Origin of the sequence: Variovorax paradoxus (genome assembly GCF_000834655.1) — a bacterium.
GTDB lineage: Bacteria > Pseudomonadota > Gammaproteobacteria > Burkholderiales > Burkholderiaceae_C > Variovorax > Variovorax paradoxus_F.
Map to the genome: position 1 here is coordinate 56,817 of NZ_JXQQ01000004.1, position 14,252 is coordinate 71,068.

Below are 14,252 nucleotides of genomic sequence, written 5' to 3' on the forward strand. Positions count from 1 at the left end.
CCAGGCATCTACTTCGCGCGAAACACCAGATAGCGCGCAGAGAGAAAGTTCACCACCAGGCCCGCGCAACTGCCCAGCGCTACGCCGGCCGCCGGCGCCCAGGCGCCCGTGACCCAATGCAGCACGAGCACATAGGCGCCGTAGTTGACGACGGCGCCGCCCAGCATCGTCACGAGATAGCCGAGGTACTCGCGCAGCACCGAAGCGTTGGCACTCCTGCCGCTGAAGGTGTAGCGGCGGTTCAGCGCCCAGGTGGCCGTTGCAGCCGCGAGAAAAGACAGCACCCGCGCGCCATACCAGCCCAGGAGCGGCGCAAGCAGGTACAGCACCACCACGTCGACCACGAAGCCTGCCGCGCCGACCACGGCGAACGACAGGAACTCCCGCCCCAGCTTCATCGCGAGGTGCAGTTGCGCACGCCCGGAATCGCCAGGTAACGCAGCCGCTTGGCCTCCCTGCGGCCGAGCGTCACTGCGTGCATCACCACGCCGCACACCATCGACAGCATCGCGCTCAGCATCCCGCCGGTGGCCAGCACCGCCGTGGGGAGCCGGGGCACCAGGCCGGTGTGCATGTAGGTGACGACCAGCGGAACGACCAGCGCGATCGCGCCCGCCGCGAGCAGCGCCGCGATGATCGAGAAGAACTGCAGCGGCCGTTCGCTCACGAAGAGCTTGCAGATGGTCTTGAGGATGCGCCAGCCGTCGCGGTAGGTGGAGAGCTTGCTGTGCGAGCCCTCGGGGCGCGTGCTGTAGGCGGTGCTTTCCTCGGCCCAGGGCATGCGCAGTTCCAGCGCGTGCACGGTGAGCTCGGTCTCGATCTCGAAGCCGCGCGACAGCGCCGGGAACGATTTCGCATAGCGCCGCGAGAACACGCGGTAGCCCGAGAGCATGTCGGTCAGGCCCCCGCCGAACAGCTGCACCACCGCGCCGGTGAGCATGCGATTGCCAAGGCGGTGGCCGGCGCGGTAGGTGAGCGCGTTCTGCCCGTCGTCGATGCGGTTGCCCACCACCATGTCCAGGTTGCCGTCCATCAGCCGCTGGATCAGGCGGGGCGCCGCGGCGGTGTCGTAGGTGGCGTCGCCGTCGACCATCACGTAGATGTCGGCCTCCACATCCGCGAACATGCGCCGCACCACGTTGCCCTTTCCGGGCGCCGCCACGTGCGTGACGATGGCGCCGGCCGCGCGCGCGACGGCTGCCGTGTCGTCGGTCGAGTTGTTGTCGAACACGTGGATCTCGGCATCGGCCGGCAGCGAGGCACGAAAGCCCTCGACCACCTGGCGGATGGCCAGCGCTTCGTTGAAGCACGGAATGACCGCGGCAATGCGCGGCGCGGCGCCTGGTCGGCTCACGGTGTCGTCGGCGTCGGTCATGGTGCGGTGGGGAGGATGCGGTAGGCCCGGCTGCCATCTTGCGCGAACAGCGGGGCGAAGTGGGTGTCGAAGCCGGCGCGGGTCGCCAGCGTCGGCGCCAGGTGGTCCGGCATCACGATGGCGGTGAAGCCCAGCTTGCCGAGCTTGCGTGCCATGTCGCCGGGTGGCAACAGCAAAAAGTCCGCATAGCGCCACGGGCCCAGCGTGTCGCCCCAGATCGGATTGGGGCCGTAGTAGATCGCCTCGTTCAGCGCGATCTGGTAGACGCGGCCGGTCGGGTGTTGGCGCAGGTAATCCATGACGGCATAGCCCGGCACGTGCTTGCGCAGGAAGGCCTCGCGCGTCTCGGGCGTGGGCGAGATCATCGCGACCTTGCCCGCGGTCTGCCGCACCGACACCGCCGCCAGCACGGCCAGCAGCAGCACGGCCACCCAGTCGCCGATGCGGGCCGCGCTGCGCCGGTTGGTGAGCTCGGGCACGCCTTCCGTCGTGGCCGCCTTCATGCCGAACAGCCGGCGCACGCCCCCCGCGATCCAGCCGAACAGCACCTGCCAGCCGATGGCCGCCGTCATCGCGAGCAGCGGGAACGAGGCCGTCAGATACCGCGGATAGCGCGAGGTCACGACCCACACAGCCAGCGAATAGAAGCAGAACCAGCCCGCGGCTCGCACCGCGGCCGAGCGCTTCCACAACACGCCGAAGGGCGCGAGGAACACGGACCAGATCAGCGCGTTTGGCATCTCGGCGTGGTCGCGCACGTCGGCCAGCTGCTGCACGTAATCGGCCGGAATCCATTCGCTGAAGCCGAACACGCGCGCACCGATGGGGTTGAACGGATCGCCCGTCATGACGGCGTTGCGCGCATACCAGTAGATGCACGGCACGAGGAAGCAAACGAGCGCCAGCGCCCAGGCCTTGGGCCGGCGCTCGTGCCACACCACGAAGAGCGCCACCAGCGGCATGAAGACCAGCGCCTGGTATTTCGAGCCCGCCGCCACGCCAAGGCAGAAGGCGGCCAGGCCGAGCCAGCGCATGCCGCTGTGCACCGGCTGCGACTCGCGCCACCACCACAACGACACGCAGGCCGTGAGCACGAAGAGCGCCACGCCCATGTCGATCAGCGCATTCGAGTAGTCGCCGAGCCCCAGCCAGATCGCCGCGCCGATGCAGGCGGTGAGCCGGTTGGCTTGGAGCATGCCGAGGCGGTAGATCATTACCACCGAGAGGCCGCCGGCCAGCGCGTTCAGGAAGTGCGGCAGCACGTCGTCGCCCAGCTGCAGGGCGGCGGCGTAGAGCAGGTTGTAGTTGTACGGAAACCAGGGGTAGCGAAGCCACTCGTGGATGCCGAGCGAACCCTGTTGCGCGACTTCGCGCGCATAGGGCAGGTGGTACATCAGCTCGTCGAAGGCGGCGGGTGGCGCGAGCGGGGCGACCAGTGCCGGCAGCGCGACCAGCGCCAGAGCGACCACGGCGATCCGCTCGAAGTAGGTCCACGGCGCGGCGACGGTGTTCGCGCGCAAGGCGCGCCGCTCGCGCAGCCACGACGGCAACTGCAGCGCAGCCGCGACCACGCCCGCAGCAACCACCCCCAGCGTGGCGCCCGCCTTGAACAGGCCGAAGATCGCGAGCGCCTGGAAAGCGCAGATGAAAAGGCCGACGCCGAGCGCGACCGCCACGGCAGCTTCGAGCCAGCCGTCGCGGCGCGGCGGCGGGGCCAGGCGCGCCAGCACACCGCGCCCCCACCCCCAGCAGCTGACGACGAAAACCACGAGTGCCGCGTAGTGCGCGGCTGCAAACATCAGCTTCTGAATAACAACTCCCGGTGCCGGTCGGCCAGGCCGGCCGGCAGGTTCAAAGGTTGGGCGCGAGGAGCCGTTCCAGGTCGGACTCGCTCTCCTTGCGCCGCGCGGCCTGGTCCTGCAACTGGTCGTGCCCGATCTTGCCGACGTTGAAGTACGTCGCATCGGGGTGGCTCAGGTAGAACCCACTGACGCTGGCGGCGGGCATCATAGCGAGGCTTTCCGTCAGGGTCATGCCAATGTCCGCGCAGTTCAGAAGGTCGAACATCGGGCCCTTCACGCTGTGATCCGGGCAGGCCGGGTAGCCGGGTGCGGGACGGATGCCGCGGTATTTCTCGCCGATCATGTCCTCGTTGCTCAGGCCCTCGTCGGGCGCATAGCCCCAGAGGTCGGTGCGCGCGCGGTGGTGCAGCGATTCGGCAAAGGCCTCGGCCAGCCGGTCGGCCAGGGCCTTCAACATGATGGCCGAGTAGTCGTCCAGGTCGTCGATGAAGTACTTCTCCTTCTTCTCGACCCCCAGGCCCGCAGTGACCGCGAACACGCCCACGTAGTCCTTCAGGCCGCTGTCCTTGGGCGCGACGAAATCGGCCAGGCACCGGCTCGGGCGCATCACGCCGTCGATCACCTGCTTCTCGGTCTGCTGGCGCATGCCGTACCAGGTGAGCGCGACTTCGCTGCGCGTCTCGTCGGTGTAGAGCTCGATGTCGTCGTCGTTCACCGTGTTGGCGGGCCAGAAGCCGACGACGCCGCTCGCGCTGAGCCAGCGGCCCTCGATCAGGCGCTTCAGCATGCGCTGGCCGTCAGCGTAGACGCGCACGGCCTCGGTGCCGACGACTTCGTCCTTCAGGATGGCGGGGAACGGGCCGGCCAGGTCCCAGGTCTGGAAGAACGGGCCCCAGTCGATGTATTTGGCGAGCTCGGTGAGGTCGAAGTTCTTGAACACGCGCCGGCCGATGAACTTGGGCACGGGCGGCACGTAGTTCGTCCAGTCGATGGGCGTCTTGTTGGCGCGCGCCTTGGCGAGCGGCCACATCGGCACCTGCTTCTTGTTGGCGTGCTGCGTGCGCACCTTCTCGTAGTCGGCGTTGATCTCGTCGATGTACGCGGTGGCCTGGTCGCTCAAGAGCGACTGCGCCACGCTCACGCTGCGCGACGCATCGGGCACGTAGACCACGGGACCTTCGTAGTGCGGCGCGATCTTCACGGCCGTGTGGACGCGGCTGGTGGTGGCGCCGCCGATCATGAGCGGAATTTTCTTGATGCGGAAATGGTCGTCGCGCTGCATCTCGCCGGCCACGTACTGCATTTCTTCGAGGCTCGGCGTGATCAGGCCCGAGAGGCCCACGATGTCCGCGCCCTCGACCTTGGCGCGGGCCAGGATCTCGTGGCACGGGACCATCACGCCCATGTTCACCACCTCGAAGTTGTTGCACTGGAGCACGACGGTGACGATGTTCTTGCCGATGTCGTGCACGTCGCCCTTCACCGTGGCGATGATGATCTTGCCCTTGGTGCGCACGTCGCGGCCCGCGGCCTCGTCGCGCAGCTTTTCTTCCTCGATGTAGGGCAGCAGGTGGGCCACGGCGGACTTCATCACGCGCGCCGACTTCACCACCTGCGGCAGGAACATCTTGCCGGCGCCGAACAGGTCGCCCACGATGTTCATGCCGTCCATGAGAGGGCCTTCGATCACGTGCAGCGGACGGCCGCCCGTCGCCAGGATCTGCTGGTAGGCCTCTTCGGTGTCTTCCACGATGAAGTCGGTGATGCCGTGCACCATCGCGTGCGACAGGCGCTGGTTGACGTGCACCGGCTGCTCGGGCGTGCCGCGCCATTCGAGGCGCTTGCTCTCGTCCTTGGCGCCGCTCTTGGCGGTCTCGGCGATCTCGACAAGGCGCTCGCCGGCATCGGGCCGGCGGTTGAGCACCACGTCTTCCACGCGCTCGCGCAGCGTGGGCTCCAGGTCGTCGTACACGCCCACCATGCCGGCGTTGACGATGCCCATGTCCATGCCCGCCTTGATCGCGTGGTACAGGAACACGGTGTGGATCGCTTCGCGCATCGGGTCGTTGCCGCGGAAGCTGAAGCTCACGTTGCTCACGCCGCCCGACACCTTGGCGCCCGGCAGGTTTTCCTTGATCCAGCGCACGGCGTTGATGAAGTCGACCGCGTAGTTGTCGTGCTCCTCGATGCCGGTGGCGATGGCGAAGATGTTCGGGTCGAAGATGATGTCCTCGGGCGGAAAGCCCACCTCGTCCACCAGGATGCGGTAGGCGCGCTCGCAGATCTCGACCTTGCGCTCGTAGGTGTCGGCCTGGCCCTTCTCGTCGAAGGCCATGACCACGGCGGCCGCGCCGTAGCGCTTGACCAGCTTGGCCTCGTGCTTGAACTTGTCCACGCCCTCCTTCATCGAGATGGAGTTGACGATGCCCTTGCCCTGGATGCAGCGAAGGCCCGCCTCGATGACCTCCCACTTGGAGCTGTCGACCATCACCGGCACGCGCGCGATGTCGGGCTCGCTCGCGATGAGGTTCAGGAACCGGACCATCGCGACCTTGCTGTCGAGCATGGCCTCGTCCATGTTGATGTCGATCACCTGGGCGCCGTTCTCGACCTGCTGGCGCGCAACGGCCAGGGCCTCTTCGAACTGGCCGTTCAGGATCATCCGCGCGAAGGCCTTGGAGCCGGTGACGTTGGTGCGTTCGCCGATGTTGACGAACAGCGTCCCCGCGCCGATGGCGACCGGCTCGAGGCCGGACAGCTTCATGGGGGGAACTGCGATCTGTGGGGTCTGGGCCATGGGCTCACCTGCGAAAGGAACAAACAGGCGAGCGTCGTTTTGAGATCCCAAGCCTGACGGCCCGCCGGGCGGACCGCTGCAACGCTCCTTGGGAGGGGATGCATTTTAAGGGCGTTCGCAAGGCCCCGCGGGAAAGCCCTAGTCAGGGCCCGCAGGCACCCCTCGCAGAATGCGGGCGCGCAATTCGTCGAAGAACGAACGTTCGTGTTTTTATTTGAAAACAAAGGAATGAACATATGCCAGGAACGAGGAATTCGAGGCTGCTGCGCCTCGCCGCCCGCCCGGTCTGCGCCGCATTGCTCTTCAGCCTGGCGGGGGCGACAACCCTGAGCCAGGCGGCCATCACCGACACCCCCACGCAGGTCCAGGCCCGGGTGACATCCAGCGAAGCGAAGACCAGGCACCCGATCGTGCTGGTGCATGGTCTCTTCGGCTTCGACAACGTGCTGGGCATCGACTACTTCTATCGCATCCCCGAGAGCCTGGCCGGCGCGGGCGCGAAGGTGTATGTGGCCCAGGTCTCGGGCGCCAACAGCTCCGAGATTCGCGGCGAGCAGCTGATCCAGGAGCTGAAGAACCTGCGGGCGCTCTCGGGCAACCCGTCGCTCAAGTTCAACCTCATCGGCCATTCGCAGGGCGCGCCCACCGCGCGCTACGTGGCGGCGGTGGAGCCGGGGCTCGTCGCCTCGGTCACCTCCGTGGGCGGGGCCAATGGCGGCTCGAAGGTGGCGGACATCCTGCGCAGGATTCCCGAAGGCAGCGCCTCCGAAGCGGTGGTCGCCGAGACGCTGCGGCTGGCGATGCTGCTCTTGGGCGCCCTCTCGGGCAAGGACCCGAGCCAGCTGCCCGAGGTGCCGCTGAACGCGCTCAATTCGCTCACCACCGTGGGCGGCGCGGCCTTCGACAAGAAGTTTCCGCAGGGCCGGCCGGCCCCGGGCTCCACGTGCGACGTGAAGAGCGGCCCGGCCGAGGCGAACGGCGTGCGCTACTACTCGTGGTCGGGCGTGCAGCCGCTCACCAACGCGTTCGACGCGAGCGACGTGGCCATGGGCGGGCTGAGCCTCGTCGCCTTCGGGAGCGAGACCAACGACGGCCTGTTGGCCGTGTGCTCGACCCGCCTGGGCACGCACCTGGGCGACTACCGCCAGAACCACCTGGACGAAGTCAACCAGCTTTTCGGCCTGACCTACGCGGGCCTCTGGACGCTGTTCGAGAAGAAGCCGGTGCAGCTCTACCAGGAGCAGGCCGCGCGCTTGAAGAACGCAGGACTCTGACGATGCGGCGCGCTTCCTCATGAAAAAGGCAAGGCCGCTGCAGCTCGGTGCGATGGCGGGCGCCGCGGCGCTCGCCATCCTTGGCGGATGGTGGCTGGTGGACGGGCTGCCGCCTGACGACACTGCGGACACCGTGGTGGCGACTTCCGCCGCCACCAGCGCGGGCAGCCCGGTACCGGCAGCGCAGCCTATCGGCGATGCGCGCCCCGCGCCCGACGCCATGCTGAACCCGTCGCTGATCCTCGTCTTCGAGAGCGCGCTCGCCGAAGCGCAGGCCACCGGCAAGGCGGCGTTCATGGCGATGGCACCCGCCCTGCTCGCCAAGCGGTTGCCGGCCGAACTGGTCGCGCGCGCGATGGGGCTGCTGGAGCGTTACATCGACATGCAGGAGGCCATGCAGGCCCTGCCACCGCCGGACGCCAACGACCCCGCCTCGCTGCGCAAGACCATCGAGGCGCGCGCCGAGGTGCGGCGCAGGTATTTCGCGCCCGAGGAGATCGAAGGCCTCTTCGGCGACGAGATCCGCCAGGACACCCTCATGGCCGACAAGATGGCGCTCGCCCGCGACGCCAACCTCACGCCCGAGGAGCGCACGGCCGCCGCGCAGCGCCGCGAGGAAGCCTTGCTCACGCCCGAACAGCGCGAGCAGCGCCGCGCCTTCACCGCGCAAGTCGATGTGCAGCGCCAGACCGACGCCATGGACGCGCGCGGCGCCAGCGCGCAGGAGCGCTTTGCCGAACGCAGCGCCGCCTATGGCTACGAGGCGGCCCGCCAGCTGGCCGCGCTCGATCAGGAAAACCACGACTGGAACAGCCGCCTCGATCAGTACGCCAATGCGCCGCCGGAGCAGCAGGCGCAATTGCGCGAGTCGCTCTTCAACGAGCGCGAGCGCCTCCGGCTGGCGGGCGCGCTGGCGCTGCGGGGATCACGCGCTACGCCGTCTGGGCAGAACCCATCGCCGAACGGGGCAGGCCAAACACCCGGTCGAAGCCCCAGTTGAAGACGAAGGTGTAGACCAGGAAGAACACCACCAGGCCCAGGTCCATCACCAGCGCCTGCCAGAGCGACACGCCCAGGCCCCAGGCGAACATGGGCACCAGGAACGCGATCAGCCCGCCTTCGAAGCCGATGGCGTGGGCGATGCGGCGGCGCACGCTGCGCCCGCGCACGGCCTGGCGCGATTCCCAGCGCTCGAAGAGCGCATTGAAGATGAGGTTCCAGATCACCGCGATCACCGATGCGGCCACCGCCAGCACGCCCGAATGGCCGAGCCCGGCGTCCGTCATCAGGGCCAGGCCGGCGCTGGCGCACACGATGGCGATCCCCTCGTACAGGGAGATGTAGACGACACGACGCTGGAGCCCTTGCATGACTTTTCCTCTTGAACTTGAATGCGACCGGCGGACTTTATTTGCCATTTACTGATATAAAAAGTCATCTTGTTTCAATTAATTTGATAGATCGGGTGCCATGGCCTTCTCCAGCGACAACGTCGAGGTGTTCCTGGCTGTAATCGACCACGGCTCCTTCTCGGCCGCCGCGCGTGCGCTGCACAAGGTGCCCTCGGCCGTCAGCATGGCCATTGCCAGCCTCGAGGCCGAGCTCGACCTGCCCCTGTTCGACCGCAAGGGCCGCGAGCCCCAACCCACCGCCGCCGCCCGTTCGCTGGAGCCGCAGGCGCGGATGCTCGCGGCGCAGCTCAAGCAACTGCAGGTGCAGGCGCTCGCCCTCACCCAGGGGCTGGAAAACCGTCTCACGCTCGCCATCGCCCCCGAACTCCTGGCCGCGCCCTGGAGCGGGCCGCTGGCCGAGTTGGCGCAGCAATACCCGCTGCTGCAGGTCGAGGTGCTGGCCGCGCCGCAGGCCGACGCGCTGGCGCTGCTGCACAGCGGCCGCGCGCAGCTGGCGCTGGTGTTCGAGCGCCCGAGCCTGGACGGCCGCGAAGGTTTCCAGGAAGTGGGCAGCGACACGATGGTGGCGGTGATGGCGCCCGATCACCCCGCGCTCGTGGCGGCGGCCGGCGAACGGCTGCGGGAGGAGCACCTCACGAACACCCGGCAGATCGTGGTCGCGGGGCGCGACCTGGCCACCAGCGACCCGCGCTTCGTGTTCGCGCGCCACGTCTGGCGCACCGACAACGCGCTGGCGGCGCTGAGCCTGATCACCGCCGGTCTCGGCTGGGGCTGGCTGCCGCGCAACTTCGCGCGGCCGCACGTGGCGGCGGGGGCGCTGGTCGAGATTCCGTTCGAGAACCTCAGCAACGGGCTCGACCTGTGGGTCGATGTGGTGTGGTCAAGGGAGCGCCCGCTAGGGTTGGGGGCGCAGCGCTTCGTGGCGCTGATCGCGCGCGACCGGCAGGCGGCCGCGCACGCCGCGGCGAACTAGGCGGCTTCCGCTTCGCGGTAGAAGCCTGCGCTGTTGCTGCCCAGCGCGCGCCCCGCCACCGGCGCGACCGCCTTGCCGATCGCCGCGATGTGGTCCGGCGTCGTGCCGCAGCAGCCGCCCACGATGTTCACCAACCCTTCGGCCGCGAACTCGTGCAGGAGGCGCGAAGTGACGTCGGGCGTCTCGTCGAAGCCGGTGTCGCTCATCGGGTTGGGCAGGCCCGCGTTCGGGTAGCAGCTGATGAAGGTGTCGCCCGCCACGCGCGCGAGTTCCTGGATGTACGGGCGCATCAGCGCCGCGCCCAGCGCGCAGTTGAGGCCGATGGCCAGCGGGCGCGCATGCCGCACGCTGTGCCAGAACGCGGTGACGGTCTGGCCGCTCAGGATGCGGCCCGAGGCGTCGGTCACGGTGCCGCTGATGATGAGCGGCAGGCGCTCGCCGCTGTTGTCGAAATACTCGTCCACCGCGAACAGCGCCGCCTTGGCGTTGAGCGTGTCGAAGATGGTCTCGACCAGGATCACGTCGGCGCCGCCTTCGACCAGCGCTTCGGTCTGCTCGTAGTAGGCGGCACGCAGCGCTTCGAAATCGACGTTGCGCGCGCCCGGGTCGTTCACGTCCGGGCTGATGCTCGCGGTCTTGGGTGTCGGGCCGAGGGCGCCGGCCACGAAGCGGGGCTTGTCGGGCGTGCTGAACTTGTCGCAGGCCGCGCGCGCGAGCTTGGCGGATTCGAGGTTCATCTCGCGCGCCAGGTGGGCCATCTTGTAGTCCTCCTGCGCGATGGTGGTCGCGCCGAAGGTGTTGGTCTCGATGAGATCGGCACCCGCCGCGAGGTAGCCCTCGTGGATGTCGGAGATGACGTCGGGCCGGGTGAGCGAGAGCAGCTCGTTGTTGCCCTTCACGTCGCGCTCGAAGTCCTTGAAGCGCTCGCCGCGGTACTGGGCCTCGGTGAGCTTGAAGCGCTGGATCATCGTGCCCATGGCGCCATCGAGGATGGCGATGCGCTTTTCGAGGATGCCGGCGAGTGCCTGGCCGCGGGTATAGATGACGGGCTTCATAACCTCCGATTGTAGAAAAGGAGGCTTGCCCTGCCGCCCGTCAGTGCTTTGCCGGGCCCTCGACGAAGGCCAGCACCGCATCGATCATCCGCCGCACATGCGGCTGCACGCCGGCCGCCACCTCGGGCAGGTAGTCGAAGGGCAGCGTCTCCTGCATGTAGCTCGACTGGGTCATCTCCAGCTGCACCGCATGAATGCCGGCCGCCGGATTGCCGTACTGCCGCGTGATGTGACCGCCCTTGAAGCGGCCGTTGAGCACGCCCGTGTAGCCCGTGGCCGATTCGGCGATGCCCAGCAGCGTGGCGGCCAGCGACGGGTCGCAGCTCGTGCCGTTCCCGGTGCCCAGGTTCAGGTCGGGCAGCTTGCCGTCGAAGAAGCGCGGCAGCACCGAGCGGATCGAGTGCGCATCCCAGAGCGCGATGGTGCCGTGCACGGCCTTCAGGCGGTCGAGCTCGGCCTGCAGCTGGCGGTGGTAGGGGTGCCAGATCGCGTCGCGGCGCTCGGCGACCTCCGCGTCATCGGGCAGGTCCTCGGTGGAAGCGTAGACCGGCGTGTCGTCGAAGGTGTCGACCGGGCACAGGCCGGTGACGCTCTGGCCCGGATAGAGGCTCGCGCCGTCCGGCGGACGGTTCAGGTCGATCACGTAGCGCGAGTGCGTGGCCACGAGCACCGAGGCGCCGAGTTCGTCGGCAAAGTCGTAGAGCCGTTCGAGGTGCCAGTCGGTGTCGGGCACGTGGCGCGCCTCGTCGGTGAGGCGGGCCGCCAGCGCGGGCGGCACGTGGGTGCCGACGTGCGGCATCGAGATCAGCAGCGGGCGCGTGCCCTGGCGAAAGCGGAACGCCGGCTCGGCGGTGGTGAAGGGCATGGTGGTTTCAGTCCTGGAGGAGTTGGGTGCGCGCCGCCGAGAAGGCGGACGCGGATTCGTTGTGCAGTGCGTGGCGCCCGCCCGAGACGCGCTCGCGGCCGGCCACCCAGACGGTGTCGATGGCGGAGGTGCGGTGGCTTGCGAAGACATGCGCCGAGAGCATGTCGGGCGCGGGCAAGCCCTGCAGCGCGACATGCGCCGCATCGAGCACGACGAAGTCCGCCTGCTGCCCCGCGGCGAGCCCGCAGACCGCGCGGCCCGAGGCTTGCGCTCCGCCCTGCACCGCTTCGAGCGTGAGCGCGGTCGCGACATGCGGCTGCGCCGCGCTCGCGCCGACGTTGCGCTGGCGCCTGGCCAGGCGCTGGCTGTACTCGAGCATCAGCAGTTCTTCGGCGGCGTTGACGCTGGCGTGGCTGTCGGAGCCCACGCCCCACGCGCCGCCGTGGCTGCGCCATTTGGCGAAATCGAAGATGCCGTCGCCCAGGTTCGCCTCGGTCGTCGGGCACAGGCCCGCCACCGCGCCGCTCCTGGCGGCGTATTCGTACTCGGCGTCGTTCATGTGCGTCGCGTGAATGAGGCACCAGCGCGCATCGACCGGTGCGTGGTCGAGCAGCCATTCGACGGGGCGCAGGCCGCTCCACTCGACGCAGTCGTCCACTTCCTTGGTCTGCTCGGCGATGTGGATGTGGATCGGCGCCGTGCGGTCGATGGCTTCGAGCCCCGCGACCGCATCGCGCAACGCCTCGGGCGGCACGGCGCGCAGCGAATGCGGCGCCATGCCTAGCCGCGCGCCCTGTGCATCGCACGCGGGCTTGAGCGCTTGGAGCAGGCGCAGCATCGATTCGGTCGAACGCACGAAGCGGCGCTGCCCTTCGTTGGGCGGCTGGTCGCCGAAGCCGCTGGTCTGGTAGAGCACCGGCAGCAGCGTGAAGCCGATGCCGGTCTTCTCTGCGGCGCGCAGCAGCGCGAGGCTCAGTGTCGCGTCGTCGGCGTAGGGGCGGCCGTCGGCGTCGTGGTGCACGTACTGGAATTCGCACACGCTCGTGTAGCCCGCCTCGAGCATCTCGGCGTAGAGCCAGGTCGCGATGGCTTCCATGTGCTGCGGGCCGAGGCGCGCGGCAAAGCGGTACATCAGCGTGCGCCAGCTCCAGAAGCTGTCGTGCTGCTCGGCGCGGTGTTCGGTAAGGCCCGCGAACGCACGCTGGAAGGCGTGCGAATGCAGGTTGGGCATGCCGGGGATCACGGGTCCGGACGCCACTTGCGTTCCGGACGCCGGTAGCGCGGCCGACTGCACTTGCGTGAGCTGGCCGGCGTCGTTCCACGTCAGCAGGACGTTCTTCGCCCAGCCCGCGGGCAGCAGCGCATCGGCTGCGAAGAGTGTTTGTCTTGGGTTGGCGCGAGGGCTGTCGGCCTTCGATAGCGCTGTCGTCGTATTCATGGCCTCAGGCCCTCACCCTGCCCTCTCCCAGAGGGAGAGGGGAAAGAAATACCAATGCGGCCCTGGCGCACCGCCGTGCGCAGCGGGCGCTGGCCGAACCAGTACGCGAGCTCGGCCGCATCGCGCACGTTCCACAGCACGAAGTTGGCGGGCATGCCTTCGGCGATCGCGCCGTGCGTGGCCTCCAGGCCCAGCGCGCGCGCCGCATGCAGCGTGACGCCGGCCAGCGCCTCGGGCACCGTCAGGCGGAACAGTGTGCAGGCCATGTTCACCATCAGCAGCAGGCTCAGCGTCGGCGAAGTGCCGGGGTTGTGGTCGGTCGACACGGCCATCGGCACGCCCGCCGCGCGCAGCGCCTCGATGGGCGGCAGATGCGTGTCGCGCAGCGTGTAGTACGCGCCGGGCAGCAGCACGGCCACGGTGCCCGACCGGCGCATTGCCTCGATGCCCTCGGCCGACAGGTGCTCGATGTGGTCGCACGAGAGCGCCCCGTAGCGCGCAGCGAGCGCCGCGCCGCCCATGTCCGACAGCTGCTCGGCGTGCAGCTTCACCGGCAGGCCCAGCGCCTTCGCGGCCTGGAAGACCTGCTCGGTTTCCGCGAGCGAGAAGGCGATGCGTTCGCAGAACACATCCACCGCATCGACCAGCCCTTCGGCGGCGAGCGCGGGCAGCATCTCGCGGCACACGAGGTCGATGTAGTCGCCGCTGCGGCCTGTGTATTCGGGCGGCAGTGCGTGCGCGCCGAGGAAGGTGGTGCGCACGGTGACGCCATACGCTTGTCCGAGACGGCGCGCCACGCGCAACTGCTTGCGCTCGTGTTCGAGCGAAAGGCCGTAGCCCGACTTGATCTCGATGGCGCACACGCCATCGGCCAGCAACTGCTCGAGGCGCGGCGCGGCCTGCGCGAAGAGGGTGTCTTCATCGGCCTCTCGCGTGGCGCGCACCGACGAGACGATGCCGCCGCCGGCCTTCGCCACTTCTTCGTACGTCGCGCCCGCGAGCCGCATCGCGAATTCATTCGCGCGCTGGCCGCCGTAGACCAGGTGCGTGTGGCAATCGACGAGGCCGGGCGTGACGAGCGCATCGCCGCCGTCATGCACCACAAGCCCCGCGAACTCGGCCGGCAGCGCGCTGCGCGCGCCGACCCAGCGGATCGCGCCTTGCGCGACCACGATGGCGGCTTCGGTGCCGGCATCGGTTGCCAGGCGCAGGCCGGTCCAGAGGCCGTCGGCCGATGGGTATTCGTTGGCAGGGTTCATCG

12 protein-coding genes and 1 riboswitch are annotated in these 14,252 nt (G+C 68.7%); of the genes, 3 read left to right on the forward strand and 9 right to left on the reverse strand.

What is annotated here, in order from left to right; translation table 11 throughout:
- Positions 1-8: 8 nt before the first annotated feature.
- Genes RT97_RS01060 through metH form a run of 4 tightly spaced genes read right to left on the reverse strand, consistent with a single transcriptional unit; the run spans position 9 to position 5,974 of the window.
- Positions 9-398, reverse strand: coding sequence for a GtrA family protein (locus RT97_RS01060; RefSeq protein ID WP_042576929.1), 390 nt, complete (start codon positions 396-398; stop codon positions 9-11).
- On the reverse strand, positions 395-1,375 hold the full coding sequence (locus RT97_RS01065; RefSeq protein WP_042576930.1) for a glycosyltransferase: 981 nt from the start codon (positions 1,373-1,375) through the stop codon (positions 395-397). The genes RT97_RS01060 and RT97_RS01065 overlap by 4 nt, the downstream gene beginning before the upstream one ends.
- A complete protein-coding gene (locus RT97_RS01070) occupies positions 1,372-3,174 on the reverse strand; it encodes an ArnT family glycosyltransferase (protein WP_042576931.1) in 1,803 nt (600 codons plus the stop codon). The genes RT97_RS01065 and RT97_RS01070 overlap by 4 nt, the downstream gene beginning before the upstream one ends.
- A 52-nt stretch (positions 3,175-3,226) precedes the next feature.
- Positions 3,227-5,974 (reverse strand): methionine synthase, encoded by a 2,748-nt coding sequence (gene metH / locus RT97_RS01075; RefSeq protein WP_080898121.1) that lies wholly within the window; start codon positions 5,972-5,974, stop codon positions 3,227-3,229.
- A 22-nt stretch (positions 5,975-5,996) separates the two neighbouring features.
- Positions 5,997-6,070: riboswitch (S-adenosyl-L-homocysteine riboswitch) on the reverse strand.
- 140 nt (positions 6,071-6,210) lie between these two features.
- Here metH and RT97_RS01080 point away from each other — a divergent pair.
- Positions 6,211-7,248, forward strand: a complete 1,038-nt coding sequence (locus RT97_RS01080) for a lipase family alpha/beta hydrolase (protein WP_080898122.1) — start codon at positions 6,211-6,213, stop codon at positions 7,246-7,248.
- 19 nt (positions 7,249-7,267) lie between these two features.
- On the forward strand, positions 7,268-8,248 hold the full coding sequence (locus RT97_RS01085; RefSeq protein WP_052810511.1) for a lipase secretion chaperone: 981 nt from the start codon (positions 7,268-7,270) through the stop codon (positions 8,246-8,248).
- Here RT97_RS01085 and RT97_RS01090 read toward each other — a convergent pair.
- Entirely contained in the window at positions 8,181-8,618 is a 438-nt protein-coding gene (locus tag RT97_RS01090; RefSeq protein WP_042576933.1) for a PACE efflux transporter, read from the reverse strand. The genes RT97_RS01085 and RT97_RS01090 overlap by 68 nt on opposite strands.
- A gap of 100 nt (positions 8,619-8,718) precedes the next feature.
- On the opposite strand from RT97_RS01090, the gene RT97_RS01095 reads away from it, so the two are divergent.
- On the forward strand, positions 8,719-9,633 hold the full coding sequence (locus tag RT97_RS01095; protein WP_042576934.1) for a LysR family transcriptional regulator: 915 nt from the start codon (positions 8,719-8,721) through the stop codon (positions 9,631-9,633).
- Here RT97_RS01095 and RT97_RS01100 read toward each other — a convergent pair.
- The 4 genes from RT97_RS01100 to hutI are packed head-to-tail and all read right to left on the reverse strand — an operon-like array spanning position 9,630 to position 14,250.
- Entirely contained in the window at positions 9,630-10,688 is a 1,059-nt protein-coding gene (locus RT97_RS01100) for a homocysteine S-methyltransferase family protein (protein WP_042576935.1), read from the reverse strand. The two genes, RT97_RS01095 and RT97_RS01100, sit on opposite strands and share 4 nt — an antisense overlap.
- A 40-nt stretch (positions 10,689-10,728) precedes the next feature.
- On the reverse strand, positions 10,729-11,553 hold the full coding sequence (gene hutG / locus RT97_RS01105) for an N-formylglutamate deformylase (RefSeq protein ID WP_042576936.1): 825 nt from the start codon (positions 11,551-11,553) through the stop codon (positions 10,729-10,731).
- Between the two features lie 7 nt (positions 11,554-11,560).
- The gene (locus tag RT97_RS01110; RefSeq protein ID WP_042576937.1) at positions 11,561-12,991 is read right to left on the reverse strand and encodes a formimidoylglutamate deiminase; all 1,431 of its coding nucleotides are present in this window, start codon (positions 12,989-12,991) and stop codon (positions 11,561-11,563) included.
- Entirely contained in the window at positions 12,988-14,250 is a 1,263-nt protein-coding gene (hutI, locus tag RT97_RS01115; protein ID WP_042576938.1) for an imidazolonepropionase, read from the reverse strand. The genes RT97_RS01110 and hutI overlap by 4 nt, the downstream gene beginning before the upstream one ends.
- Positions 14,251-14,252 lie beyond the last annotated feature (2 nt).

Bases quoted from the DNA above. Each gene is read 5' to 3' on its own strand.
- hutG (WP_042576936.1), bottom strand. From the start codon at position 11,553: ATGCCCTTCACCACCGCCGAGCCGGCGTTCCGCTTTCGCCAGGGCACG.
- metH (WP_080898121.1), bottom strand. From the start codon at position 5,974: ATGGCCCAGACCCCACAGATCGCAGTTCCCCCCATGAAGCTGTCCGGC.
- RT97_RS01085 (WP_052810511.1), top strand. From the start codon at position 7,268: ATGAAAAAGGCAAGGCCGCTGCAGCTCGGTGCGATGGCGGGCGCCGCG.
- RT97_RS01070 (WP_042576931.1), bottom strand. From the start codon at position 3,174: ATGTTTGCAGCCGCGCACTACGCGGCACTCGTGGTTTTCGTCGTCAGC.
- RT97_RS01080 (WP_080898122.1), top strand. From the start codon at position 6,211: ATGCCAGGAACGAGGAATTCGAGGCTGCTGCGCCTCGCCGCCCGCCCG.
- RT97_RS01100 (WP_042576935.1), bottom strand. From the start codon at position 10,688: ATGAAGCCCGTCATCTATACCCGCGGCCAGGCACTCGCCGGCATCCTC.
- RT97_RS01090 (WP_042576933.1), bottom strand. From the start codon at position 8,618: ATGCAAGGGCTCCAGCGTCGTGTCGTCTACATCTCCCTGTACGAGGGG.
- RT97_RS01110 (WP_042576937.1), bottom strand. From the start codon at position 12,991: ATGAATACGACGACAGCGCTATCGAAGGCCGACAGCCCTCGCGCCAAC.
- hutI (WP_042576938.1), bottom strand. From the start codon at position 14,250: ATGAACCCTGCCAACGAATACCCATCGGCCGACGGCCTCTGGACCGGC.
- RT97_RS01060 (WP_042576929.1), bottom strand. From the start codon at position 398: ATGAAGCTGGGGCGGGAGTTCCTGTCGTTCGCCGTGGTCGGCGCGGCA.
- RT97_RS01065 (WP_042576930.1), bottom strand. From the start codon at position 1,375: ATGACCGACGCCGACGACACCGTGAGCCGACCAGGCGCCGCGCCGCGC.
- RT97_RS01095 (WP_042576934.1), top strand. From the start codon at position 8,719: ATGGCCTTCTCCAGCGACAACGTCGAGGTGTTCCTGGCTGTAATCGAC.